A 23,502-nucleotide genomic window follows, 5' to 3' on the forward strand; every position below is an offset into this window, starting at 1 on the left:
GCCCTTTCACGGCGGTAACACGGGTTCGAGTCCCGTACGGGTCATTTATTTTAATAGTAACATTCCTTTTTGGAGGTTTAGCTCAGCTGGGAGAGCACCTGCCTTACAAGCAGGGGGTCAGCGGTTCGATCCCGTTAACCTCCATTACTCGGTTGGTTCCGTGGTGTAGGGGTTAACATGCCTGCCTGTCACGCAGGAGATCGCGGGTTCAAATCCCGTCGGAACCGCCATTTAATGTTGTTACTTGAAAATTATTTGAACAAGCTTTTGTTTTAGGCGTGGTAGCTCAGTTGGTAGAGCAACGGATTGAAGCTCCGTGTGTCGGCAGTTCGACTCTGTCTCACGCCATTTATGGAGGAATAGCGAAGTGGCTAAACGCGACGGACTGTAAATCCGTTCCTTAGGGTTCAGTGGTTCGAATCCACTTTCCTCCATTTTAGGGGCATAGTTTAAAGGTAGAACAACGGTCTCCAAAACCGTTGGTGTGGGTTCAATTCCTGCTGCCCCTGCCATTTAATTATTTAATAGATACACTTTTTAAGATTACGGCGATCGTGGTGAAGTGGTTAACACACCAGATTGTGGCTCTGGCATTCGTGGGTTCGATTCCCATCGGTCGCCCTTTGTAATTTTATTGGGGTATAGCCAAGCGGTAAGGCAACGGACTTTGACTCCGTCATGCGTTGGTTCGAATCCAGCTACCCCAGTTTTTTTGTAACAAAAATGGAATATGGCGGTATAGCCAAGTGGTAAGGCAGAGGTCTGCAAAACCTTCATCACCGGTTCAAATCCGGTTACCGCCTTCCAAAAATATCTTGCCGGCGTGGCGGAATTGGCAGACGCGCTGGACTCAAAATCCAGTGATCTCACGATCGTGCCGGTTCGACCCCGGCCGCCGGTATACCAATAAACCCCTACTGTAAGTCTATCTTACAGTAGGGGTTTTCTTTTTATATTATGTGAAAACAGTAGTACCTATGCTGTAATATCATGTCTAACTTTTCTCTTTATTTTAGGAGAAAAAAGGAGAACTCCATTTTGTACCATTATTTTTTTTACATTTTTCTTTTTAACTTATCTCTTATAGTTTTTCAAATAAAAAGGATTGGTCATTATGTAAAAAGAGAAGATAACTAATACTATGTTCAAACTTGAATTATAACTCATTTTTTGAACTATTTAATTAAATTGATTCTGGTAACTATTTATTACTCCATATTATGTTCTGTATGAGTGTACCTGCTGACTAGAAAGAATAGTAGAACTTCATTCTACTTGAAGTTCTACTACTATCTATATCTATACAATTGCATTATTCAATTTATCGGCTAAGCTTTGTTGCTTATTTGGGTAGAGGTGTCCGTAAATATCATAGGTCGTATTAATTGAGGCGTGTCCTATGCGTTCTTTAATGATGAATGGATCTTCCTCATTATCAATTAAAAATGCTACGTGGGAATGTCTGAGGTCGTGAATTCGGATTCTTTTGAGAGTAGAACTACGTTCTACTACGTCATCATATTTCTTTGATACCTTGAAACGTGTCATGATTTCGGGGACGAATTGAAAGACTTGGAGTTTCTCTGTTTCTGGTACGAAAGGCGAGAGAAGCTCATGCTGTTTATCTTTCCAATCCCATAATTCATCTGATAAGTTGCTGTGAAGAGCAATTTGACGACTTCCAGCGCTCGTTTTGGGTTCATTGAGGACGTTTTTGCCTGTCAAATGAATCAAAGTTTTATTAACGTCTATAATGTTTCTGCGTAAGTTGATGTCTTCCCACGTCAGTCCTAAAAGTTCTCCCATACGCATACCAGTTGAGAAGGCAACTTTGAAAAAGAGCTTGTATGGATACTCATCAGGTTTAAAAAGTGACATAAAATGATTGAAGTCCTCCGTTGTCCAATAGTCCATCTTTTTCTTTTTGACAGGTAATTTCTTTAATTGTGTGCATGGATTTACTTTTAGAAATCCTTGTTTGACGGCTACATCTAAGAGTTTCTTTAGTTGTATCATGAGTTTATTAACCGTGTTATTGGATAAACCTTTATTCGTGAGTGAAGTACGAAAGACTTCTAGCTCTTTATAAGTTAAAAGCTCAATTTTAGCTTTCTCAAAGTACCCCTTAATATGCCTGTTGTAATTATACTCTTGTGTCTGTAAGTAGCTTTCCTTACGATTACTTCTTTTATCTTCTTCAACAACAATCTGATACAGCATTTCAATAGTAGCACCTGTAAGAGAGGTATCTCCAAACTTAGTAAATCTAAGTTCCTGTTCTAGTTTAATAGCTTCTTTACGGGTCTTAATTTGACGTTTGATAAATCGGTTACGCTTACCAGTAACGGGGTTAAAACCATCTGAAATATCTACAATCCATGTCCCTGTTGCTTTGTCTTTTCTGATTGTCATTTTAGTCTACCTCCTCAATTGGTTTTACTGCTAACTGAATGCCTAGTATTTCCTCTATGGCTTTAACAGGCACACGTCCAAGTCGTGTATTCTCATAGTAAGAGAATCCTTTGTGTACCATCAAAGCTTTAGCTCTCTTAATTAGGTCTTCTGCCGTACAGTGTCCATAGCCCAATTCGATTAAGTCGTGTTTAGTGATTGTTGGATTTGTCATAGTTTCTTGTCTCCTTTTATTATGTGACTAGATATAATCATCTGAAATAATTATTTTCAGGAAGTAAGAGAATGTAAATCATTTTCCATGGAATTGTTCTTCATTGCTTGTCTCTTTCTTCTATATACTAATTATAAGGGATAAGAAATTTCTTTGAAAGCCCTCCAAATAAGGGTTTATAGCGATTCCAAACAGAGCTGTCTTGTCAAATAGGTAGTCCAGATTGATAGTTAGATACATTGAAAGATAAGCAGTACCCCTAGAAGTGGAGAGTAGGTCGGACAATTTTAATGACAAAAATAAATTGGTTTTGAAATTATTTTCATTGTTTTTCACCATCTTTCATGGGTTTAACCGAAGTTAATCGTGTCAAGAAGCTCTTCTTTCTGTACCTCGTCTAGTCCTAAATAACTTAGGGTGGACTTTTGGTCAGAGTGATTCAGTAGTTTCATGACAAAACCTATGTTGTAGTTGGTCTGTTCGTAGACTCTGTAGGCACCTGTCTTTCTCATGGTATGAGTACCCAAGTAATTAATGCCTAAGAGATCGCCAGTCTTCTGCATGATTTTGTAGTATTGCTTGCGTGTAACTGGTGAATTCCAATCGGAAGAAGAGGGGAAGAGCCATTGGCTCTTGATGTCGTTATCATCAAGCCATTCTTTGTAGAGATACAAATCTTTTTCGATTGGTTTGAGGTACAAGGTATTTGGCTTGCCTGTCTTTTGGTCTCTGATGTAGGCACGTTCTTTCAATACCCCCTCAGCTGTAAATACGTCGGAATATTCGAGAGATAACACGTCACTGACTCTTAGTAGCGTTGCTTTGCCAAGCTGAAAGATGGTGTAGTTTCTACGTCCAGCTTTGAAACTGTCTAAAAGCGTATCCTGTACCTGTCTGAGTACATTTGAATCCTTGATTGGTTGGACGTTGGTCGTTTGTCTTTTTGCCATGATGATGGTCTCCTTTGTTCGTTATATTTGGAGAAACTATAAAAATAGCTCCTATTCTATTGGAACAAAGAAGCCAATCCTTGTCAGTAAAGGATTTCCGAGGTGTTAAAATCTCAAAAGGACTCCTGTTTACTTTTATTTCACCACTGATTAACTGTTATTTAATCTCTCTAAGTATTCTACTAGGCCAGATACCCCCATGTTAGATAGAAATAAGTACAGGGAGTTCATATAGCTATCAGACAAATAAAGATGCACTAGAAACAGCCTCATATAGCCATTCTTAGTGCTTTTTAATTGGTTATTTCATTCAGTTCTCTTTGGATTACTAGCTATCTAAGGTTCGATAGGTGGCACTACAAAAAGGACGAAAAATGCGATTTGCGGGATTTTCCTGCGTGGGGTAGGTCAAGTGTAGGGTAACGTATTTTCGGACGCTGAGGAGCAAATTTGGACTGTTTTTTAGTGGTTGGATAGCAGAGGAAAGGCTGTACCATAGGGATTCACACCACTATTCGTCCTTTTGAGATAAGGACTCCTGAGTGTGAGGAAAAAGGTATTTAGTTTCGTATCAGTCAAATGGATTAGTTGCATCTTCACCAGTATACCCCTGTAATGATTTTTCACCTTTAGGGTCTGTGTCGTTTTTATTCCCATCTGATTGATTTTGTTGTTTCTCTTCATAAGCTTTATCTGATTGTTTTTGTCGAGTATTTTTATTACTGGTTACAGCAATATAATCGCCAGTTAGATTTCCTACAGGCGTATCTGCTTGTAGTTTATACCCATCCCAATCACTATTTGGCGTTATATTCAAAAGAAACTCTTTACTTGATTCTTTATCTCTCATTTTAAACTGTACTGTTCCATCTGCAGAACTGTTAGCAACCCCAAGAAATTCGGCAGTTATTAGTAGTTTGCTACTGTCTTCAAATCGCCAACTTTTAGGAGATTCATTGAAATAACTAGCTGTATGATTATCAAGGTTATTTGTTATAAATTTACCACTGAATAAATGACAATAGCTTTCTATAGTTGCATTATCCATGGTTTCTTTACTGACATTAGCTGATGACAGAACTTCTTCACTTGTAGAACTATCCGCTTTCTTGGTACTTTTATTTGATATGGGCGTATAATCATGATTGATTTCACCTGCAGGAGTTTGTCCTGTGACATGGTAAGAGCCATTATCATTGTTCTTAATGGTAATATCAAAAGATTCTTTTGTCTTGGTATCGGTCATGGAGTATGTTGCAAAAAAAGTGTCAGTTCCATGATTCTCTTGTATACTATTGAAAGAAGCTTTTAATACTATCTTGTCGTCCTTTTGAAGTACCCATGAAGAAGGTGTAATGACACTACTAATAGTTTTATCATCATCTTGTGTCGCACGTTCATAGTACCCCATAGAAGCTAATGAATAGATTAGGTTTCTACTTAATTCTTCTTCAGACATATCATTTGGATCTTGTTTTTCCATTTCTTTTTTAGAAAACTGTCCCTCAATCATATCGGAAAAAGCATCGGATACAACTGTATCGCCTAGATTTAGGTTGTTTTCAAATGATGCCACAGCTTCAGGTCTTCCTTTTAAATCGAGATAATATCTGTATAGTGACTCTCCCCAAGATAGAATACCATAGGCGCCATTATCCCAATCAGTTTCGCGAATATCAGATGTAGTATTTTCTTCTGTATCTGCATTTGGATTATAGTCATCATAGCTGTAATCTAATTCGTCAGAGATTTTTTTACAGTATTGATTTGCGACATCTGTGTTTAATGGAAATTTATAGGCAGTAGGTATTAGGTCTGATTTTTCAATTGGGATATAGTAGGATTTGTTGTAGTCACTAATTATTTCCAATGATTTTTTAGCCCTATCTAAGCTATCTTTTACAGGCTTAAATTGATTTTTCCCCTCAGTAGTCAGACCATCAAAATAGGCGTACATTTTATCTAACCGCTTCTGTTCATCTTCAATCGAAAATTCTTTTGAAGTATCTCCAATATTACCCGCTTTACTGTACTCATTTCCTAAATCGGATAGGAGTTGTTCATCATGGCTGATTCTCTTAATTTGTTTTTGCTTTTCAAATCGAGAGGGGAGAAAATTTGTTTTATTCTCTTTATCCATCTTCTTACCGGTTGTTAATGGGATATACTTGTTATTTTTAGGATTCAATAAACTCAAATCTAGGTTTCCCTCTGATTCAATTTCTTTCCAGCGTTCATTGAAATAGTTAAGAGAGCTTTTCACTCTGTTCTGGGAATGAAAACTCATAGCTAGTAAGATCCCTAAGACTGCTAAAGTAGCAATGATAAGCTGAATAGAGCGTTTTTTTGTTAAAGTAAGTTTTTTAATTTTTGTTCTCTCCTTGGTTTCTCCTTTCCTCACAGAAATAATTTTCCCATGGAAGATAGTGAAAAGCAAATACTTTTTTATTTGAAGTGTTGCAAAATTGCAGATAATTAAATATATGTGATAAGAAGTATCTTTAATTGGTTATAGAAAGTATAAATAAAAAGAGCAGTAATAACTGCTCTTAGTAAGATCATGTTTATATTAGTCAAATTAATCAAACGATGTGATTCTTAAATCTTTAAAAAACCCCTCTGTTCCGATATCTACAAATAAACCAATCGCTCCTTTAGAATCTCCATGTTTCATATTTTCAACAACTAAAACTGGGTTTTCTTCATGATTAAGATAAAATTCTCCTCTTGCTCCATTTATTACCGCTCTTAAGGTAATCCATTCATTAAGCCCAATATCTGCTGAACCTTCGTAATCGATAATTCCTTTTTTTCTAAAATATTCAAATGTATATTTAGGGTAAGAGAAATATTGTATTGCTCGGTTTTTCCTTACTGAGTCATCAACCCTTCCATTGGTTGGTCTTATATAAAAGGATTCAAATTTCGAATCATCTTCATTGACTCTAAAAGTAATGCCAATAAAACCACGAGCAAAATCAGGAGCATCTGGTAATAATTTACTTAGCATTTTTACTTCAATAATTCCGTTATGAAAGGAATTATCAGCTAATTTAGCATAAGTATTCTCATCAAATTCCATAATTTTATTTGATTTCACTACTCTTGAAACAATTTCTCCATTTAAATTGACTAATCTTGAATCAACATTTATTGGTTTAAATTCAAGCATTTCTATATCCATATTATCACTCTCCTAAAGAATCTATATCTAAAGAATAACTGATTAATTTTAAGATGAGAAGTAGGCACAAAAATGTAACTATGCAATAAATTGTTTTTTATAAAACTGTCCCCATTTCCTCATAGCTTCGATTACAGGTAATAATGTATTTCCTAGCTCGGTTAGTTGATATTCAACGTGAGGAGGATTCTTCTGAAAATCAATACGCTCAACAATTCCATCCTCAATCATTGATTTTAAACTTTCTGTTAGTACTTTTTGAGAGATACCCTTTAGAGAACGTTTTAACTCAGAATTTCTTTTTGAACCAGTCATAAGGTCTCTAATAATTAATGTTTTCCATTTACTGCCGATTAATTGGACTGTAGTTGCTACATCACATTCGGGCATGTGATCTTTCATTATCATTTATTAACACTCCTTCACATAAGGTCTTTTCGCTTATTTTATCATAATTTCAAAAGAGTTTATCTTATTATAAATAGAACCACTTATATTATTGTAATATATTTGAAGGGTCATTTAATTTTGTATAGCTGATAAGTACCCCAAGTATAGTTAATAGCATGAAAAAGTTGGGAGATGAATACCACGACCCCCAGTAACAAGCTGTTCAGTGTTCAGAATAGATGAAAGCCAAGTGTACCAAGGGATTTGGTTTCTTTAAAGGTAGAAAGTCGGTTGTACCAATGGATTGCGGTGGTAGTGATGGTCAGAAGCAGTCTCATTGCTGATACCCGAGATAAGCAACTTGCCTTTGGGCTTGTACAACTACCAGCTATGATTTATACCTTTCAAACTTGGTAAATCTGCTATACATGGTAGATTTAAGAATCTTACTCACTGGGTGGGGTGGATTTAGTATCTAACCTTGAGTCATGGAAAATACCTTTGGTTTTCTAGTGATTTGATTTATCTGATTTTATTTGACATACTTGGAAAGTTTAATAGTCTTATTGATTGAATTCATTCTTTCAGTATCTACAAAAATACCCCTACTATCTAGTATCTATGGCATGATAGATAGTAGGGGAGAAGTAGAACAACTTATCAAAGAGGATTGAAAAGCTAAAAGAGGAGAAATACCTATTTTTTCAGACTGGGTATTTCTTATCCTCTATTAATTAGTCCTAATCTACTGAAATTACATTAGTCTGACTGTTAGTAGATTTATCAAGAGTTAGACTACTGATAAAAACTAAAAATTGGTAACATTGACATTGTCGAAATCTTACAAGCAAGACTCTTGGTATTCCTTTATTGTTAATGCCCATAGTTCCAAATCAATCCCTCTTGGCACTAAGGGTATGTTGTACGTTTGCGTATTACTATCAAAAGAATTTACCCACACTTTGGGCTTATTTCTTCGTATCGTACTTTCTAAATAGCTATTAATTTCAAGATAATTCGTATCCATTAAGTAGCCCCATTGAGGGGCTGTTTCATCTAAGAAATCGTACACAGCACTTATTTCTGTTATACCGTTGTCTTTAATGAAAGTACGAATGAAGTGTAGTCCTTTGTAGTTTTCATTCTGTTCGGACTTAGAACTATATCGACAGCTATTAATATAGTCTCTGATACCAATGTGGTATCTGTTGATGACGTACCCCCATCGTGGGGATTCTTCATCTGCATAGTCCATAAAGTCTTTCATTTCTTTGATATTATTTTCTCTGATAAACTTCCTTATTTCTCTCATCATGGCGGTTTGTTGGGTCTTACTTGGTCTTAGTATTTCTTTGACATCTAGTCCATTGAATGCCATGATGTCATCTTGCTCATATTGATACTTTTCAGGGTTATCAAGATGGAGCCAATACCTTACTTTTCCGACAATAGACTCACAGGGTTGTGGATTTGGTGCATGGAGTTTGCCAGTTATCTTTAGGATTTGTCTGTAAGACTTTAAGCTATTAAATTTGATAAGGCAATGGTAGTGGGGCTTTTTAGCCCCACCATATTCATTTTCATCTTTATCGTGCAAGGGACTATGCCCCCATGGTGCACCAATATCTGTTACAATATCTCTCCAGTTTTTTTGTGCTGAATCTGGATAGACAATAAATATCCAGTTTCTGTGTCTAGGTGTTGGTTGTTTAGTCATTATATTTTATTCCTTTCTCTGTTTAAAATGGAAGTTCGTCATCAGTAAAGCTAAATAGGTCATAATCAATAGTAAAGTTAAATAGGTCACAGTCATCTCTGTCATCATGGTCTTGAGCCGTTTTCTTTGGAAAAAGAGGTTCAGGCTGAAAATATGAGTCAAAGAGTCCTGGAGCAGTAGCAATCCCACAGTCATATTTGGAAAGAATTTGGTACAGTTTTTTAACATCATCGGGAGAGAGAAGCACACCTAAATAGATAAAATCTTTCATAAGATTATATCCTTGACACCATTTATTATTTATAAGGTCAAAGTTATCATCAAGTTCACATGGGTCAATATTTAAGACACATTCAATTTTAGAACGGATAGTTAGAATCGCCTCTTTAACATCATCTTTCAGTAGAAATACCTCAAATTCTTCATAGGGTGGTACGTCTTCTTTTCTGTTTTTACTTTTATTACGGCGGGTAGTATAGCCAGTTATTATCGGTAAGAACCAAGTATCCGACATATCAGTAATAACAGTTATTTTACAACCTAATTTAGATACGGCTTGGTACAATCCTTGACAGTTTTCAACCCAGTTAGGTTCATCTTGAAAGCAGAAAATGGTTCCAATTTCTATATTCTCTGTAGGGTCAACACGGTCATCGGTCGTTGTTACAAAAGCAAATTTATGGATAGTTTCATTTACTACCTCAGCGTCCTTTGGTGATAAAGTGATTCTAAATTCTAAAAATTCCTTACTACTTAATTTTTTTCCCATTATAAATTCCTCTTTTCTTATTTTATTGCTCCACCTTCATGGTACAAGCCAATCTCCATGCCTAAAGAGCCTGAATCCCTTGAGCCACTCGATTTCTTCCTTACTAGTTGCCACAATCCTTTGCAAGAGTAGGAGCGACAAGTAAATGTCCAGCGTTCAGCCTAATACTGGGGTCTTGGTTTTGGGTACGCCACAGGCAAAGGCTGAGACAGACGCCAGTCAATGGAAAAATACCCCTTGACGTCTTTAGAGCGCTTCTTAGTGTCCGCAAGAAAGCGATAATGTCTTTCTCTTTCCTCAAAGAAAAATCCACCTTGCGTCCCTTTTTGGCTCTACAGTACCCCAGTGAGGGGAGACGTGCAGACGAAATGGTTAAAAAGAATCTGCCAAGCCTCGTACTACGACCCCCAGTAATATACTGATCACTATTCAAAATAGCTGAAAGTCAAGTGTACCAATGAATGTGGTCTTTGATTCATGAAAAAATCGGTTGTACCAATGGCTAGAGTTGTTTTGATTGGTTATTTTTCTGTCCTAGTGACTTTGTGCGCTAAAAGTGTGGGACAGTTTGATATTTGCTAGGTAGCTACCATATCTATATTATTTACTGATAGTAATTCCTAAGCAACCCAGTCTATACCACGAATTTGAAAAGTTTTGGGTGGTAAAATCCGTATCTAACAGATATTATTTGAGAAGTCATTTCCGAGCTATTAAAGTCACTTGACTCAATTTCATCTAGCTATAGGGATTTTGAGTCTTGCCTTATTTGCTATTTGGACTCCTTTTGGTGTTCATTTTTTGGTCAACTCCTTTCGTTATACTGGTTAGATCCCCTATGTCTCTGCTGTTAAAATCTAGAGATAAAAGTTCATGTTGCCTATATATTTACTGGAGGGTTGGGCTTTAGGGGGATAAAAGTACCAAGTTACTTATCTAATGCTTTTCTTCCTGTGATGCTGCTGGCTTTAGTTGGCTAGAATAGTTATCTGTATGCAGACTTGATAGTCAGATGGATAATAGAAAAGATGTCAAGCATTTGAGCAAGAATTGCAGGAAGAGATTCCGTATCTCTCTTGAAATCAGCTTACTTGGGTGCTACTTTAAGCTTATCTTGGTTCAATCAGCTTAGCTGATGGGGAGTAGGCTGAATTTAGGTTGCTTAGTTATCAGTGGGGGGAAAAGGGGTATTTACAATAGAAGAAACTTATCTGCATTCGATAGCTGAAAGAAGGGTGGGGAGAAGCAAGAAGCATGGTTGCACAGAAAAATAGTCATACCAATCGGTCTCTGTGGTTATTGCTAAAATTCATCTCAAGGGTGCCTGACTGCATCACTGGTGGTGGCTGTGGCAGATGGCACAAATGACCATAGCCATACAATTATTTTTTCCATTGCCTAGCAAAGAAGCTGATTTGGAGAAAAAAGTTATGTGGGTGGGGGTGAAAAATCATGTTGCTGGAGATGAAAAAATGATAGTAATTTTCATATGCATCTGATTTATCGTAGAAAAAATAAATAGGTTGATAGCTAAGTAAATTTATTAAAAAGGGAAAGCAACCCTTCGGAAAACATAGAAGATTTTTAGTTTGGAATCTGCCAATAAATTAAGAGAATACCTAAAAAAATGTAAACAAGAAGCATATATAACTAATATCATAAAATAAAAGCTAGATGAATCTATAAAAATATGTCAGTCTGTAGCCACCTATAGTATAATAATATGAGAAATGGTCAAGTAGGAGTATAAATATGAGGAAAAGTAGAAAAAATATCATTGAAATGACACATTTTGAAGCTAGACGATTCTTATTAAAAAGTGAAAGTTATGTTAATTCCAGTCTTCCTAGCTACATTAATATTAGTTGTATGCTTGAAAAAGCAGAAATCCTATTAAAAAATACAAGCTTAGAAAATCTATCAAAAAGTAAAAGTGAACTTTCTAAACATGAAAACGTAAATCATGTGATATTAGCCAATAAAGATGGTAATTATGCATGGAGACCAATTGAATTAATTCATCCTATAGTATATGTAGATTTAGTTAATACCATAACTGATGAGTCTAATTGGAATACGCTCTGTAATAGAGTTAGAGAACTTAATTCTAAATCAGTAGTTGACTGTATATCATTACCTGCTGAATCTAAGTCTAATAAAAGTGATAAAGCGGAAACTATTCTAAATTGGTGGGAGAATTTGGAACAATCACAAATTAAATACTCTCTTGATTACGAATACTGTGGACATACTGATATTAGTAATTGTTATGGATCGATATATACCCATTCAGTTTCTTGGGCTGTACATTCTAAAGCTTGGGCTAAAACTCATAGAAGGCCGAATCAAGGTATAGGAAATAAAATAGACGCCAAGATACAATATATGCGGAATGGGCAAACAAATGGTATACCTCAAGGTAGTGTTTTGATGGATTTTATTGCTGAAATTGTTCTAGCATATGCGGATTATAAATTAACTGATAAATTACAGGAAGAGGATTTATCAAATTTTTATATTATGAGATACAGAGATGATTATCGTGTATTCTCAAATTCTAAGGGTGATGTAGAATTAATTATAAAATTATTATCTGAGATTTTGGCTGATTTAAATATGAAATTAAATGCAAATAAGACGTTTATATCTACAGATATTATTAAAGATGCCGTTAAACCAGATAAGCTATACTGGGATATGAAACGTTCTAGCATTGAATTGAAACAGTTTGGTGATGTGAAATTTAGTTTAGGTATTCAAAAACATTTAATACAAATAAAATTGCTGGCAGATAAATATCCACATTCTGGTAGTATAAGACGTGCATTAACGGATATATATAAATATAGGATTGAAAACATTGAGAATTCTCCTGAAGATATCAATCAGCTAATTAGCATAACTATTGATATAATGGTTAAAAATCCTAATACTATAGAACATTGTGTAGTGATACTAAGTAAATTGGTTACATTAATAGAGCAAGATGAAATACCACATATTATTGACAAGATAATTAAAAAGTTTGATAAGACACCTAACACAAATTTTGTAGAGTTATGGCTTCAAAGACTTTCTCTAGTTCATGATAGGGAAAAAGAATATAAATCAAGGATCTGTCAAAAAGTAAGAAAACCAGATGAAAATACTCTATGGAATTCTAAATGGTTGAAAAATGGTTTTGATGAATCGGGATTAATAAATGAATCATATATAGAAGACATGAATATTACTCTAACATCAGGAGAAATTGATTTATTTGCTAATATTTATGACAGTGAATTTATTTAGATTAATGGGGGATAATTATTGAATATTAGAGATAAAAATAGAATTAAGGCTTTTTTCAATGATGGTGGATATGTCTTTGACTTCAACAATAGTACATTTGACAGTTTTACAACGCAATCAATTGGTATTGCTATTCAAAGTGAATATGGACTTTCTAAGGGTAAGTCATTATCAAAATTTATTGATGAAGGTAAACCATTTCAAATAGTTAAATTAACTAAAGATTTGTTAGATTATTACGAAGATTTACCTAAAGAAACTATTTGGAGAACTGAACAGAAAGATTCGCAACTGAAGGTTATTAGAGATAGTATTGAAGAATATGTGAATTCTTCAGATATATATTTACAAGAAGAAGCTATAAATCTTACTAAAAAGTTTGATAGTTTATATATAGAAAAGCAAGTTGGTTTAATGACAGAGCTTATTAATACTCATCCTGCTGATTCTATAGGAAAAGCAAAAGAGTTGTTAGAATCATGTTTTAAGCATATTTTAGATAAAGAAAAAATTGATTATAGTTCATCTGTAACATTGCAAGAGTTGAGGAAAAAAGTTTTTAAATTATTGAATTTAGATGCAAATGAAAATATCAGTGCCCAATCTAACCAAGAAGTTAAAAAGATTTTGAGCAGTTTTGTCCAAATTATCGAAGGTATTAGCCATTTGAGAAACGAAAAAGGAGATGGACATGGTAAAGGTAGCGACTTTATAGAATTACCTTCTCGATATGCTAGATTGGTGGTTAATTCAGCTGTTAGTATTGTTTTATTTATATGGGAAACTTATGAAATGAGATAAGTATGTCTTTTTTGATTAATAGAAAGTATAATAATAGCATTAAAAGAGTGAAACTTTTTATAGAGGTGATTTTTTGGAAAGTGAATTATTAAGTGCTTTAGTTGGCGGCGTTATAGGAGTTGTGGGAACAATTATTACTCAAAGAGGGGCTAAAATTGTAAAAGAGTCAGAATTGAGACAAACTGAGAAGCAAGCAAAGAGGGGGATTTTAACTGAAGTATATAAATCTTTAATATCAGTAGTTGACTTATATCCTGAAGAATCACCAAATGATATCCTTGAACATATTCAATATGGTCCAAATTATAGTTTAGAAAGTTACGATGCAATATTCAATATTTTAGATATTAAGTTGGAGGATTATAAGGAGCAATTAAAGATAGTTAATATTGATTATCAGAGAAGAGCTGATATTGAGGTTGAAATATCAAATATAAACTATGCTAAAGATAAACTTGAAATGAATAGAGATTCTTATTACAAAGCAGTTAAAGAATATGCTTCTTTTTTAGATTCAGATAAAACAGTTTTTGAACTATATGCGAGTCAATCTGTTAAAAATTGCTTAGTAAGGTTTGAAGTTATTATTCACAATGTTTTTATTTCAGGTTATAGTGCGATGATTCCTGATAATCAAAATGAAAATATTATCAAAATGCGTCGACGTGAGTTGATTCAAGCTATGAGAGATGATATTGGCATTGTTTAAAGAGTCATAGGTGTTAAAATCCTATGACAGTATTAACTAGCTTGGAAAGAATTATCTGTGGATATTAAAAATATTGAACTTAGCTATGTAATTTTCCGAATGACTTATATTATGTAAAGAGCAGAAAATTCCAACAATCTAGGATGGGGGTTCTGCATGGATTCAAGCATTAGATACCCTATGATTTGCGTACCATCTACATATAGTAAAACGCAGTTTAGGTCATCTAAGTATGTTTGAAATACATCATCTAATCAAACTGAACAAAGAAGATACGAGGGTGGCAATCATCTAACTTAAATCTAGCTAAAAAATTCTGGACAAGGATAGAAATAGATGGTATACTTAGGATGTAGAAGTATACAGGTAAATAGAATCTCCAAATAATATCCTAGATGGCTAACCCATAACTTGTTTAAATCGGTTATAAATGGGTATAGTCTTATTTATTTTTGTCAGACTGACTTATAGTAATAAGAGCGGTAAAACTCAAAATCCAGTTCCTTCACGGGAGTGCCGGTTCGACCCCGGCCGCCGGTATACTAAAGACTGTTAAATCATTGATTTAACAGTCTTTTTTGTTTATTATTTTCTCGAATACATAAAAAAACCATCTCAAAAAAATGAGATGGAAAGTTAAGTGAGAGAGTGATAAGTATAGTGCGAATAAATACAAGGGTTACAGAAGAATGTGGGGGTTCTGCATCATCGTCATTAAATGTTCCTGCAGTAGGAATATGAATTTCTGTCATATTATATTCAATAACTTGAACTGTGATGATTGCAACAGTTCCAATGATTGCTAACATAGTAGTCATACTTTCACTCCTCTCTTAATTTTAAATAAAAGTACTTAACTGATTAACTAGAGACTAAAAAGATACATCAACATGAACGTTGAGCTTTAGCACTATACAACGTAAAGATCACTCTTAGCTATTTTGAGAAAAGCCTTCTCCTCGACCAGTCTTGTTCTACTCATTGGTGTCTCTCGACATTTCTGAGCAATAGCCTATGTTTGTATAGGAGCCTCACCTAACTTATTACAAAGAAATAATAGTCTTTTAAGTAACTCTTTGTCAAGACATAAGCAGAAGTCAAAACAGTTCTATTTACAAATGAATGCGACGAACCATTTCTTCTGTTATTTGTTCTACAATATCAATGGTTGTTTTTGGCGAACGTTGATTTCTGGGGATATCGATTGAGTAAATTTTGGCAATACGACCAGGATTTGCATCCATTAATACAACCCGATCAGAAAGTTGAACTGCTTGTTGGACATCATGCGTGATCATCACAATTGATTTAGTCGCAATTTGATTGTTTAGCCAAATTTCTAATAAATCGTTGGATAATTGGCTGGCTGTAATGATATCTAAAGCTGAAAAAGGTTCGTCTAAGAGCAATAAGCTAGGTTCGATGGCTAATGCACGAGCAAAGCCTACACGCTGTTTCATTCCACCAGATAACTCTCTAGGATAAGCTTTTTCAAAACCAGTTAAACCAATCATTTCAATGAGATTACTGACTCTTTTATTTATTTGTTCGCGAGAAATTTCTTTACGGTTTTCTAAGCCAAAGCTGATATTTTTTTCAACTGTCAACCAAGGAAAAAGGGCAAAATGTTGAAAAACCATGCCGATATTGGCATCAGGCTCATTAATGATTTTATCTTCAAAAGTAATTTCACCTCTAGTTGTACGAAGAAGTCCAGCAATACTTCTGAGCAACGTTGATTTTCCTGTTCCTGATTGTCCGATAATACTTAAAAATTCATTCGTTTTAACTGTTAAATCAATATTTTCAAGGACTTTTAAATGTTCTGAATGTCCTTCAATTTCAAATTCTTTATATACTGATTTTATGCTTAATAATTCTTTATTTTCCATCGTCTTATTAGATAGGTCAAGGGAAATCACCTATCGTTCTCCTCTCTAGTTTATCTTAAAAATTTAGTCGAGTTGAGTCGTCCAGCTATTAATAGTGAAATTTTTGTTTTGCTGCTCGATATAAAGGTTGCCAAACAAAGGCGATACATAAACCAACAACGAAACACATCGCTAAGGTTCCTAAGGCAGATTTATCTTTTACACCATCGTTTGCCGCAATATATTGTCCTAGACCAGTAACATCTATTGATTTTTTGCCCCATTGAATGCTTTCTGCTGCGATATCAGCGTTCCAAGCAGCACCAGCAGCGTTAATAATTGCTGTAATGAGGTAAGGTAAAATAGAAGGGATCAAAAATTTTGTCCACCATTGCCATTTAGATAATTTAAAAAGTTTGGTTACGTCACGAATATCATCAGGGATGGCTAAGTAGCCAGCAATTACATTAAAGAAAAAATACCATTGGCAACCAACCATGATGAGTGGTAGAATCCACCATTCTAATTTGTTGAAGCCCATACTAATAATCAACACAATGAATGGAGTATAAACATTTGACGGAATGGAGCCTAAAATTTGTCCAATCGGTTGAACGATACTTAAGCGCCGATTATCATTCGCAACCCAGATTGCTAAGGGAGTAAAGATAATGCCAGCAACGACCATGGCCAAGGTAACCCGTAGTGTAGTATAAAGGGTTAATCTAGGAATCATGCTGAAATCTTGATGGGGCAAGAAATGATAGAGCTTAATAGAACAATAAACCCCAATAATGGTTAAGCTGACATACCATAATGTTTTGAAGAAATGGCGTAATTTTGCTAGTAATCGATAGAGATAGTCTAGCTTGAAAAAGTACCAAACTTTTGGTAAATCGTAAATCCAAAAATGACTGAATTTCACAAAAGCTTTTGAAAAGTATTTCGTTAAAGTTGCTTTTTTTAATAAATGATAAATGATGGATTTAGGTGGCGTCGTACTTTCGACATCTGTTTCATATTTAAAATAATAAGTGGCTCGAACTAAAGGTTGAAAAACTAAAAAGTTTAAAATCACCACATTGATTAATAAGGCAAAAACAGCCCATAAACAGGATTTAAAGTCGGCTCGATTTAATGCTACTTGGATATAAGAACCAATTCCTGGTAAATAAAGGTTGGTTTCTTTAGGAAAGGCAACAGAAGCTTGCTTGCTGGCCACCAAGGCAAACCAAGCCGCAGTTTGAGAAATAATAACGTTCCAAAGTAAGCCAGGAATTGAGTAAACAAATTCAAGACGCCAAAATTTTTCCCAAGCATTGTACTTGAACTGATCGGTCACATTGACTAGATCTGAAGGAATAACTTCCATTATTTGATAAAGAGTCAACATGATGTTCCAAGCTTGACCTGTGAAGATGGCAAAAATAGCAACCGCTTCTGCGCCCATCACATTTCCTGGAAATAAACCAAGTAACCAAGCAGTTGTAAAGGTCAAAAAGCCTAGTAATGGAACGGATTCAAGGAAATTAACTAATGGTAAAATGACTCTTCGTGCCGTTTTATATTTTACGGCTAAAATACCAAAAACAAAGGAAAACAGGAAGGACCAAGCCATACCCACAATCATTCGAAACATGGTTCGAATTGAAAAGTAAAAAAGATTTGATGGAGATAAGAAATCATCTGTTTTACTTGGTGTTGCGAGGAATTCTTCTGAGGGAAGGGTGTGAAGAGGGCGATTCATTTTTAGCCAAGAGAAGACGATGATAAAAATGAAAATGCCTAAAATGATGAGTAAGGTAAGATTCCCGATACTTTTAGCAAGTAGGGTATTTTTCTTAGATGATGCAGTGACAGCTTTCAATTTAAAAACCTCCAATTAATCATATTAAAGAGGTCGCCGAATAAAAGAAGAAGATTATAGGGTAATCACAATAATTGAGCTTTGGCTTTCTGAGACGTAAGAAAAAAATTCTAGTTATCTTAGGAAAGCCTTAATTCGACAATCCCTGCTTTACTCGTTACTGTCTCTCGACATTTCCGAGCGATAACCTGTGTTCTTCAGAGTAACCTCACCTAATATGATTCTATTTGATTTACATGCTTATCATACTCGTGACTAAAAATAAAACAATTTCTAGCTGGTTATACCTGAATTACTGTTTGTTGTTATTCTATTCAATGATTCTTAAAAAGATTGCCCACATTCTGTTTTTTTAGGGAGAAATTATCAGATGAGTATGTTATGTAACCCGAGGTTAATAGCGTAGGATGTTGTATTTTTAGTTTGTCTCGTTTACTGTTAAAGATGTAAGTAGTAACTATAAGTGAATGGCTAAAAAAATTAAAAGTAATCTAGCACCTAAATTAAACAACAAAGAAATTTGTTCAGAAGAAAGGAAATTATGATGATTATTTGGTTAAACGGTGCGTTTGGAGCCGGAAAAACGACCATTGCACATGAGTTACAACAAAAACTTCCCAATGCAATCATTTATGATCCAGAAATTATTGGTAGTGCATTGATGGAGCTAGTTCCCGAAGAAATGAAAGAAAATGATTTTCAAGAGTATCAGGAATGGCGTTGCTGGAATGCTCATTTATTAAAACGAATGTCCAAAGAGTCTGGACGGCCGATTATTGTTCCAATGACCCTTTATAAAAATGAATATGAAGAAGAGCTGATTGGATATCTGAGACGAGCAGGCATTGACGTTTATCATTTTTTGTTAGCGGTCGAGAAAGAAGAAATTTTACAGAGATTATTGAAAAGAAATGATGGAACTTTTGAATGGGGGAAAAATAAGTTGCCCGAAGTACTTGAAGGTTTTCGTCAGATTCAGTTTACCGAGATTTTTAGAAATCATTCAGCTGACACGACAGAAATTGTAGCAACCATTCTTAATAGAATAACCGAATAAAAATAAGGGACCTAAGCCGAAATGACTTAGGTCTCTTATTTTCTACTTCTTAAGATAATCAACTACCAGCTACCCTGATTTCTTCAAACTTTAAGACCGCACATTTACGACAATCTATTTTTACACTGTCAAAATTTTCTTTCAAGTCTTGCATTTTGTTATTTTTAGCAGTATATTTTAGGTGTACCTAAAATATATTAGAGGTTAACCTTCTGACGGGAAGGGCCTTTTAAAATTATTGCAAAACGAAAGAAGGAATTGAATTGAAAAATTCAGAAGAACATGAACCAAAGCAAAGACATCATTTGATTGAATATGCAAATGGTCCTTCGCTTGAAGAAATTAATGGCACCATCGACGTGCCTAAAAATATGAGTTTTTGGAAAACGTTATTTGCTTACTCAGGTCCAGGAGCATTGGTAGCAGTGGGGTATATGGATCCAGGAAACTGGTCTACTTCAATTACTGGGGGACAAAATTTTCAATATTTATTGATGTCGATTATTTTAATTTCCAGTTTGATTGCAATGTTGCTCCAATATATGGCTGCTAAATTAGGCATTGTTTCACAGATGGATTTAGCACAAGCGATTCGTGCTAGAACTAGTAAGACGTTAGGTATTGTATTATGGATTTTAACAGAGTTAGCAATTATGGCTACAGATATCGCTGAAGTTATCGGGGGCGCAATTGCCTTATATTTATTATTTCATATTCCTTTAGGTCTGGCTGTCTTCATTACGGTATTTGATGTTTTACTTTTGTTGTTATTGACAAAAATTGGTTTTAGAAAAATTGAAGCTATTGTTGTTGCTTTAATTGTTGTTATTTTTGTGATTTTTGCTTATCAAGTGGCATTGTCAAATCCAGTATGGGGAGATGTAATTAAAGGGCTGGTTCCTAGCGCAGAAGCTTTTTCTACATCACATGCGGTGAATGGGCAAACGCCACTGACAGGTGCATTGGGGATTATTGGTGCAACAGTGATGCCTCATAATTTGTATTTACATTCTTCTGTTGTACAAAGTCGTAAAATTGATCGTAAAGATAAAACCGATATTCAACGCGCTTTACGTTTTTCAACTTGGGATTCTAATATTCAATTAACGATGGCATTTTTTGTTAACTCTTTGTTATTGATTATGGGTGTGGCCGTTTTTAAATCCGGTAGTGTCAAAGATCCTTCATTCTTTGGTTTGTTTGATGCTTTATCAAATCCAGCGGTTATGAGTAATTCTATTTTAGCGCATATTGCAGGTTCTGGAATTTTATCGATTTTATTTGCGGTAGCCTTATTGGCATCAGGACAAAATTCAACAATTACAGGAACGTTAACTGGTCAAATCATTATGGAAGGGTTTATTCATATGCGTGTGCCAATTTGGTTACGTCGGATGGTCACACGTTTGTTATCTGTTATTCCTGTCTTAATCTGTGTTTTAATGACCAGCGGGAAAAGTACAGTGGAAGAGCATATCGCGATTAATAATTTAATGAACAATTCACAAGTTTTTCTAGCATTTGCTTTGCCATTTTCTATGTTGCCTTTACTGATGTTTACAGATAGCCGTGTTGAAATGGGTGAACATTTTAAAAACTCGTGGTTAATTAAATTGTTAGGCTGGGTTTCTGTCATTGGCTTAATTTACCTCAATATGAAAGGCTTACCTGATCAAATTGAAGGATTTTTCGGTGATAATCCGACAGCGAGTCAAATTACGTTAGCCGATAATATTGCCTATGTCATCATAGCACTCGTCATCCTCTTGTTAGTTTGGACGGTTGTGGAATTATATAAAGGCGATAAACGATATGCACAGCAGCTTGCAGCTATGGAGCAACAAGTAGAGGAGGTTAAATAATGAAATTTTCAAAAATTATGGTTGGTGTTGAAGAGTCGCCAGATGCGTTAAAAGCATTTCATTATGCTATCCAAAAAGCAAAAGAAGAACAAGCTGAATTGGTTATTGTTTCGATTTTAGAAGAGAAAGAGATTAATGTTTACCAATCGTTAGATAAAAATTATTGGCAAGAACAGTTGGCGAAATTAGAGAAACAAACGGAAAAATATCAACAAGAAGCGTTAGCGAATGGCATCGATAAAGTAAGTGTAATTGTCAATGAAGGGAACCCAGGAGAATTAATTATTAATAAGCTTATTCCTTTGAATAAACCAGATTTGTTAATTATTGGCTCCAAGTCAACTAGCAAATTAAAAAGCTTTTTTGGTAGCCAAGCAGCTTATATGGCTCGATATGCACCAATTTCTGTAATGATTATTCGCTAACAAAATTGAAACAGTTAAAAAAGCCGCCACGATTTACTATTCGTGGTGGCCTTTTTATAGTAATTTTTGTTTATATAAATAAACAGCCAAACTTAGTTGTAGCGAACTATCAGGAAATTCTAAAGTTAAGTGAAGAATCTCTTCTATTTTTTTTAAGCGGTAAATAATTGTATTACGATGTACATACATATTTGTGGCAGTCAACGAAATATTTTTATTCGATTGAAAGTAGGTGTTGATGGTTTCTAGTAGGGAACTTTCATGTTTTTGATCTTCTTTTTCTAATGGTGCAATCAATCGTTGATATATTTTTTGTTTGGCTTGTTTGGTCAGGGTTTCGATCATTAAACGATAAAAAAAGAGGTCGTCATAATTCAAAATAGTTCGTTGTTGTAATTCTTGACTTGCTTGTGCTAAGTGGAATGTTTCTTGTGCTAATTTATAAGAATCACACAGATTGGTGATTTTCTTGACAGTTGGACCAATCGCTAATTTAAATGATAATTTTGGATTCAGTTTCATTAGTTGCTCTAGTAAATTCTTGGCAAGATGAGTGGTTTGTGCAAGGTAGGTGGCTTCCTCTTGCGCTGGATTTTCTAGTAATAAAATAAAGCCAGTTTGTGTAGGAAAGGCAGTAATTTTTTGTCGATATCCTTCTAAAATATGATTCAATTGATGGCCAATGCTATTCATTTGAATAGTCGGATTAAACAGTTGTTCCAATTGTTCAATGGCTACAAGCAAGAGACTAAATGTATCTTTTTCATTTAATTGCAGATAATTACTAAATTCTTGCCAAGCTTGAGGATTGGTATTTTTTTCTTGGATAAGGTCTTGAAACAGCGCCCCGATCTTTTGCCTCGTTGTTAAATTTTCCGAAGATTCTAATTGAAGTTGTGGTAAAAGGTAGTGAGCACAGACCTCCACAGATAATAAATCAATCGTCTGTAATTTTTTGGTAGTTTGCCAAATCACTAAGTAAGATAAGCTGAGATTTTTCTTTTTGATGGGTAAAATTCGCAAAGATAACTGATGGTTCGCTAAGGAAAATTCAACAGTCAATGGTTCTTTATAAAATAATAGTAGCTCATTGTTCTGGGCTTTTAAAGCTGTCTCAAACTGTTTTTTGAGAGTCGCGTTGTTTAAAATACTGGTGATTCTTGTTGGCGCATCAGGTAAATCAAAATGATTCATAATCTGAAAACGCTCATCTAAAAGCATTACAGGCGCTTGAATCGCGGCACTTAATACTTCCAGTAATTGGGTACTTTTTCCGCCAGCTTTGATAATTGTATAAAATTTATTATGCATATGAACAGAATGTTGGCTAATCGTTTCGTCAGGTTGATTGACTCGGCGATTGACCAATGAAATAATTTGAGAAAAGTTGTAATTATAAGGGATTGAGAGAATTGGTAATCCGACGTCATTCGCTAATTGGATCATCTCTTGTGGAACTTCATTGAAATAGCGTTGGACTTTAAAGCCTAGAGCAGCGCAGTTCATATTTGCTAGTTCTTGAATAAGACGTTTTTGCAAGCAAGGCTGATCTTTGAAAATATAGCCGGTAGTTAATAAAATTTCTCCTGGCGTTAACCAGTCAAAAGCATCAGGATTTTCTAAAATATTTGCTTGTAGAATTGGCGCATCTAAATTGGTCTCGTGCGTCAATAAGGTTAAACCAGGTAGTTCTTCTGCATGGAGTAGATCATTGACCGTCATCATTAGCAAGGCCTCCTTTTGTATGAATTATCTAAAAATTAAGTGTATTTATTGTAAGATGTTACAAAACTATTTTAGGGAAAATAAGGTATCCTTATACTAATAGAAAAAAGTTCCAAGTCATCACGTGATTGGTAGTCACAAGTGACCAAATAAGAACAATCAGCGCTTACAACCTATAGAAACGCATCGTTTAAAGATATAGCAATAGTATACTTAATTTTTAATGCTTTTACTATTGTTTCAGCTACTTTAAATTTC

At 34.8% G+C, this 23,502-nt stretch carries 20 protein-coding genes, 10 tRNA genes and 2 riboswitches (1 of these 32 only partly in view); of the genes, 18 read left to right on the plus strand and 12 right to left on the minus strand.

The window, feature by feature from the left end:
• From IGL17_RS03975 to IGL17_RS04020, 10 genes are all read left to right on the plus strand, one after another.
• A tRNA-Glu gene (locus IGL17_RS03975) sits at nt 1-44 on the plus strand; it begins 28 nt to the left of the window's first position.
• A 27-nt stretch (nt 45-71) separates the two neighbouring features.
• Nucleotides 72-144 (plus strand) — tRNA-Val (locus IGL17_RS03980).
• A gap of 10 nt (nt 145-154) precedes the next feature.
• Nucleotides 155-230, plus strand: a tRNA-Asp gene (locus tag IGL17_RS03985).
• A 45-nt stretch (nt 231-275) separates the two neighbouring features.
• Nucleotides 276-348, plus strand: a tRNA-Phe gene (locus IGL17_RS03990).
• Nucleotides 349-353: 5 nt separating this feature from the next.
• Nucleotides 354-434, plus strand: a tRNA-Tyr gene (locus tag IGL17_RS03995).
• Between the two features lie 4 nt (nt 435-438).
• Nucleotides 439-512, plus strand: a tRNA-Trp gene (locus tag IGL17_RS04000).
• Nucleotides 513-548: 36 nt separating this feature from the next.
• Nucleotides 549-621: transfer RNA gene (locus tag IGL17_RS04005), tRNA-His, on the plus strand.
• Between the two features lie 14 nt (nt 622-635).
• A tRNA-Gln gene (locus IGL17_RS04010) sits at nt 636-707 on the plus strand.
• Between the two features lie 25 nt (nt 708-732).
• Nucleotides 733-803: transfer RNA gene (locus tag IGL17_RS04015), tRNA-Cys, on the plus strand.
• A gap of 14 nt (nt 804-817) precedes the next feature.
• A tRNA-Leu gene (locus IGL17_RS04020) sits at nt 818-901 on the plus strand.
• A gap of 398 nt (nt 902-1,299) precedes the next feature.
• Here IGL17_RS04020 and IGL17_RS04025 read toward each other — a convergent pair.
• From IGL17_RS04025 to IGL17_RS04050, 6 genes are all read right to left on the minus strand, one after another.
• Nucleotides 1,300-2,412: a tyrosine-type recombinase/integrase gene (locus IGL17_RS04025; RefSeq protein ID WP_033778484.1), complete on the minus strand. Its 1,113-nt coding sequence runs from the start codon at nt 2,410-2,412 to the stop codon at nt 1,300-1,302.
• A 1-nt stretch (nt 2,413) separates the two neighbouring features.
• The gene (locus IGL17_RS04030) at nt 2,414-2,626 is read right to left on the minus strand and encodes a DUF3173 domain-containing protein (protein WP_002405208.1); all 213 of its coding nucleotides are present in this window, start codon (nt 2,624-2,626) and stop codon (nt 2,414-2,416) included.
• A 350-nt stretch (nt 2,627-2,976) separates the two neighbouring features.
• The gene (locus IGL17_RS04035) at nt 2,977-3,576 is read right to left on the minus strand and encodes a tyrosine-type recombinase/integrase (protein ID WP_368014504.1); all 600 of its coding nucleotides are present in this window, start codon (nt 3,574-3,576) and stop codon (nt 2,977-2,979) included.
• A gap of 571 nt (nt 3,577-4,147) precedes the next feature.
• Nucleotides 4,148-5,977, minus strand: a complete 1,830-nt coding sequence (locus IGL17_RS04040) for a hypothetical protein (RefSeq protein ID WP_368014503.1) — start codon at nt 5,975-5,977, stop codon at nt 4,148-4,150.
• A gap of 177 nt (nt 5,978-6,154) precedes the next feature.
• Nucleotides 6,155-6,760 carry a hypothetical protein gene (locus tag IGL17_RS04045; RefSeq protein ID WP_174113007.1) on the minus strand — a complete coding sequence of 202 codons (606 nt, stop codon included), beginning with the start codon at nt 6,758-6,760 and terminating at the stop codon, nt 6,155-6,157.
• Between the two features lie 78 nt (nt 6,761-6,838).
• Nucleotides 6,839-7,168 carry a winged helix-turn-helix transcriptional regulator gene (locus IGL17_RS04050; protein WP_002405202.1) on the minus strand — a complete coding sequence of 110 codons (330 nt, stop codon included), beginning with the start codon at nt 7,166-7,168 and terminating at the stop codon, nt 6,839-6,841.
• A gap of 246 nt (nt 7,169-7,414) precedes the next feature.
• Here IGL17_RS04050 and IGL17_RS04055 point away from each other — a divergent pair, with 246 nt between their 5' ends.
• The gene (locus IGL17_RS04055) at nt 7,415-7,567 is read left to right on the plus strand and encodes a hypothetical protein (protein ID WP_438839734.1); all 153 of its coding nucleotides are present in this window, start codon (nt 7,415-7,417) and stop codon (nt 7,565-7,567) included.
• Between the two features lie 424 nt (nt 7,568-7,991).
• On the opposite strand, the gene IGL17_RS04060 is transcribed toward IGL17_RS04055, so the two are convergent.
• Together IGL17_RS04060 and IGL17_RS04065 are read right to left on the minus strand one after the other, a co-directional pair.
• On the minus strand, nt 7,992-8,867 hold the full coding sequence (locus tag IGL17_RS04060) for a replication protein (RefSeq protein ID WP_173950774.1): 876 nt from the start codon (nt 8,865-8,867) through the stop codon (nt 7,992-7,994).
• Nucleotides 8,868-8,889: 22 nt separating this feature from the next.
• Complete coding sequence (locus tag IGL17_RS04065; protein WP_368014501.1) at nt 8,890-9,636, minus strand: hypothetical protein; 747 nt, start codon at nt 9,634-9,636, stop codon at nt 8,890-8,892.
• A 1,355-nt stretch (nt 9,637-10,991) separates the two neighbouring features.
• Between IGL17_RS04065 and IGL17_RS04070 the strand changes: the two genes are divergently transcribed.
• The 4 genes from IGL17_RS04070 (at nt 10,992) to IGL17_RS04085 (ending at nt 14,437) form a co-directional block, all read left to right on the plus strand.
• On the plus strand, nt 10,992-11,135 hold the full coding sequence (locus tag IGL17_RS04070; RefSeq protein ID WP_174113003.1) for a hypothetical protein: 144 nt from the start codon (nt 10,992-10,994) through the stop codon (nt 11,133-11,135).
• 253 nt (nt 11,136-11,388) lie between these two features.
• Nucleotides 11,389-12,927: an RNA-directed DNA polymerase gene (locus IGL17_RS04075; RefSeq protein WP_368014500.1), complete on the plus strand. Its 1,539-nt coding sequence runs from the start codon at nt 11,389-11,391 to the stop codon at nt 12,925-12,927.
• A gap of 18 nt (nt 12,928-12,945) precedes the next feature.
• Nucleotides 12,946-13,728, plus strand: a complete 783-nt coding sequence (locus tag IGL17_RS04080; protein WP_174112977.1) for an abortive infection family protein — start codon at nt 12,946-12,948, stop codon at nt 13,726-13,728.
• 73 nt (nt 13,729-13,801) lie between these two features.
• Nucleotides 13,802-14,437, plus strand: coding sequence for a hypothetical protein (locus IGL17_RS04085; RefSeq protein WP_368014499.1), 636 nt, complete (start codon nt 13,802-13,804; stop codon nt 14,435-14,437).
• A 557-nt stretch (nt 14,438-14,994) separates the two neighbouring features.
• On the opposite strand, the gene IGL17_RS04090 is transcribed toward IGL17_RS04085, so the two are convergent.
• The 3 genes from IGL17_RS04090 to IGL17_RS04100 form a co-directional block, all read right to left on the minus strand.
• Nucleotides 14,995-15,255, minus strand: coding sequence for a hypothetical protein (locus tag IGL17_RS04090; protein WP_002358168.1), 261 nt, complete (start codon nt 15,253-15,255; stop codon nt 14,995-14,997).
• A gap of 64 nt (nt 15,256-15,319) precedes the next feature.
• A riboswitch (M-box (ykoK) riboswitch) is annotated at nt 15,320-15,487 on the minus strand.
• A gap of 62 nt (nt 15,488-15,549) precedes the next feature.
• Nucleotides 15,550-16,329 (minus strand): ABC transporter ATP-binding protein, encoded by a 780-nt coding sequence (locus IGL17_RS04095; protein WP_002360638.1) that lies wholly within the window; start codon nt 16,327-16,329, stop codon nt 15,550-15,552.
• 88 nt (nt 16,330-16,417) lie between these two features.
• Entirely contained in the window at nt 16,418-18,190 is a 1,773-nt protein-coding gene (locus IGL17_RS04100) for an ABC transporter permease subunit (RefSeq protein WP_438839735.1), read from the minus strand.
• Between the two features lie 44 nt (nt 18,191-18,234).
• Nucleotides 18,235-18,402, minus strand: a riboswitch (M-box (ykoK) riboswitch).
• Between the two features lie 314 nt (nt 18,403-18,716).
• Here IGL17_RS04100 and IGL17_RS04105 point away from each other — a divergent pair.
• The 3 genes from IGL17_RS04105 (at nt 18,717) to IGL17_RS04115 (ending at nt 21,519) form a co-directional block, all read left to right on the plus strand.
• Nucleotides 18,717-19,232: an AAA family ATPase gene (locus tag IGL17_RS04105; protein ID WP_002384763.1), complete on the plus strand. Its 516-nt coding sequence runs from the start codon at nt 18,717-18,719 to the stop codon at nt 19,230-19,232.
• Between the two features lie 263 nt (nt 19,233-19,495).
• Nucleotides 19,496-21,094 (plus strand): Nramp family divalent metal transporter, encoded by a 1,599-nt coding sequence (locus IGL17_RS04110; protein WP_002382010.1) that lies wholly within the window; start codon nt 19,496-19,498, stop codon nt 21,092-21,094.
• A complete protein-coding gene (locus IGL17_RS04115) occupies nt 21,094-21,519 on the plus strand; it encodes a universal stress protein (RefSeq protein WP_002358161.1) in 426 nt (141 codons plus the stop codon). Before IGL17_RS04110 ends, IGL17_RS04115 begins: the two co-directional genes overlap by 1 nt.
• Before the next feature lie 54 nt (nt 21,520-21,573).
• Here the strand turns inward: IGL17_RS04115 and IGL17_RS04120 are convergent, their stop codons facing one another.
• On the minus strand, nt 21,574-23,244 hold the full coding sequence (locus IGL17_RS04120; RefSeq protein WP_025193339.1) for a PucR family transcriptional regulator: 1,671 nt from the start codon (nt 23,242-23,244) through the stop codon (nt 21,574-21,576).
• Nucleotides 23,245-23,502 lie beyond the last annotated feature (258 nt).

This window comes from Enterococcus sp. AZ088, from assembly GCF_051714845.1.
In the GTDB taxonomy this organism is placed as follows: domain Bacteria; phylum Bacillota; class Bacilli; order Lactobacillales; family Enterococcaceae; genus Enterococcus; species Enterococcus faecalis.